Source organism: Mucilaginibacter sp. P4_D1 (assembly GCF_056401935.1).
On sequence record NZ_JBFUIJ010000107.1, the window covers coordinates 1 to 2549 of the forward strand.

Annotated in this window: 2 protein-coding genes; both read right to left on the bottom strand. The window is 43.9% G+C overall.

Features of this window, described 5'->3' with window-relative positions; all coding sequences use genetic code 11:
* Positions 1-146: 146 nt before the first annotated feature.
* Positions 147-2249 carry a CehA/McbA family metallohydrolase domain-containing protein gene (locus tag AC1DV1_RS31185; RefSeq protein ID WP_477368717.1) on the bottom strand — a complete coding sequence of 701 codons (2103 nt, stop codon included), beginning with the start codon at positions 2247-2249 and terminating at the stop codon, positions 147-149.
* A 187-nt stretch (positions 2250-2436) separates the two neighbouring features.
* A partial coding sequence (locus AC1DV1_RS31190; protein WP_477365692.1) for a transposase occupies positions 2437-2549 on the bottom strand: 113 nt, incomplete at its 5' end.

Sequence of the window (2549 nt, forward strand, 5' to 3'; positions counted from 1 at the left end):
GGACTATCAACACAATTAAGTTTTTCACATTAGCAATTTTCGCTATAAAACACTCCTACAAACAATCATAACCCGCAACTCTCATTTTGCAGGTTTTAATATATTGCTAATTTTTGTACAGATGCCTTTACGGGTGCTGTTTCCCTTTATTCAAACCAAACTGTTTGCGTAAAAGCACCATCGGCGGCAGCGTCCCATATCTCTAAACGTGCCCATTTACGGCCTTTAAGGTTTTCTGTTAAGCTAAATAACTGGTTTCCGAATGCTTCGGTGGCATCAAGGTTAACGCGTTTACGATAAACCTGCTTGCCGTCACCAGAAATAATTTCGGCAAAATTAAGCGGGAATGTCCAGCTGATTTTAAAGGAGATGTGGCATTGTCCATTGTCGGGCAAGGTAAAGGTTTCGCCAGACGACCGGCCATTTATTTTAAAATCTTCAATCAAAACTTCGCCGGTGGTGGAGAAGAACTTACCCTGCTGCAACACATCCAAAACCGGCTGCCAGCCTTGCTTATATTTCGGTTGTTTATCCAGTTTCAGGTAATTGATATTCATGTGGGCATACATCTCGTTTTCCGGTTCGATACTGAACAAGTCGGCTTCCGAGAGTACTTTTTTATGGAGGCCCCGGTTATTCATATCGTCCATCAAATCCAGCACCCGTTTCCCCAACCAGGGTTGCGACAGATCGGCCGGCATGGCTTTCCAGGCAGCACCTAAAAACCTATCCGACAGGAAAAAATCTTCCTTTTTATAGGTATCCGGAAACCCTGTTGATCCTTTGGTACGGGCATGGGCGGTCCAGGCCAGCCCATTTTCGGCTTGCAGCAGCCTCAGCATATCGTTTTTATCACCAATGTGGTAAACCTTGCCATGTTCGGCATCGGTAGTTTCAAATGACGTACCCTGCTTCCTGTCCATAATCCAGTAAACCGGCTTTGGGAAAAACTCCAGCCAGTGACCTCCAAAAAACTCATTCGGCTCTTCGCCTGGCAACAACAAAAAGTTTGATGAGGATAAGCGGGCGCATTGCTCAAACAACGTTTTCAACTCCTGTAAACGTTGTTCGTCGGGACCTTTAGGGTGGGCAGTATAGTGAAACTCGGCCAGGTGCACAATGTTTACGCCCAGCCGTTTAAATACTTTCACAAAGCTGGGGCTATCAGGTACGGGCTTACCTTTGAGCACCACACTCATAATAAACTCATTATGGAAATGGCTAGCCATGGTTTTGTAACCCGGCAAGGGTTTATAGCTGTCATTGTGCGTAAATTGCTTCACATTGGCTAACAACGCCGGTGCGCCATTAATACCTAACAAGCAGAAAAAGTTAAGCCGCTGTTTTGTACCCGGCGGGGCGTTAAACCATGGCACATAACGTTTATCACCATTTAATTCCTGCCTTATACCAATGCCAAAGCCCTCAAGCATTTGGCGGTAATTGTTGCCATACCACACAAATTTGAGGTTGAAAGCTTCATCTAATGGATAAAAATATTGGTGCGGCGCCGGGAAAACAGCAATACTTCCTTTATCATTTGTGCCGATGATTGTACGATACTTTACGGCTATATTTTTAGCAGTATCAGGCTGATTGATATCATCTGTTTGCAGTTTTTCATAAACATCGCTGTAGCTGATGTTCTTTACAGGCGGGTGCTTCCCCACCAAACCGGCATCATACAGTATAGCCGTCGAATCTTTTTGGGTTGATACAACGGCGGCTATGTTGAAGAGGGGCTGGCCGTTATAGAGTGTTATCTGCAGGTCGCCTTCAAAATTGGGGGCTTCTACCCCACTCATCGTAATTACAGTTCGTGAACCCGAACTATTTACGTTGATATCCTTTTTATGAAATTCAACTTTATAGGATTGATGCGGCTTTAAGGGCACCTTATCAAAAAATATGTTCCATCCGTTTTGGGACACCAGGTCGCGCTTGCCTTCAGTGATGATGAATTGCGGATCGACATTTTGGATAATGGTTTGGTATACTCCGCCCTTACTTAATCCGATACTGCTGAATAGTGGCTCATCATTTTTGAGGCTCAATACCAGGCGGCCGTTGTTACCTTGACCCGTGGGCCAGGTTATGGTAAACCGGGTACCGGTGGTGCTTACGAATACTCCCGGGCTGGTTTTAAACTTTTTTTGTTTAATGATCTGAGCTGATGCCATATCAACAAGCAACAAGCCCATTAAACCAAGGCATGCAGCAACTAAATAACTGTTCTTTTTAACCCTCATCGCTATTTATTTAACAAACGCCCTGCATATTGGCAGAAAAATGGCAAATCGACAAAAGAGGCCGTATCATAAATCAAATGATGCGGTCTTTTTATTTTACGGCGGATAAATCGATTTCAAGTAGTTTTTTGATGTTGATTTCGAACTAACGAATATTATTGATTAAGAACGAGTGAAAAGAAGGCCTTTAGGCAGCTTTTTTTCTTAGGTTTTGTGCGATTGAAAGTAAGCCCCATTCTATCGCTACTTTTTCTTTCCCACGGAGCATGAAGCGTCGGAACCCGTGGTTCTGTTTGATAT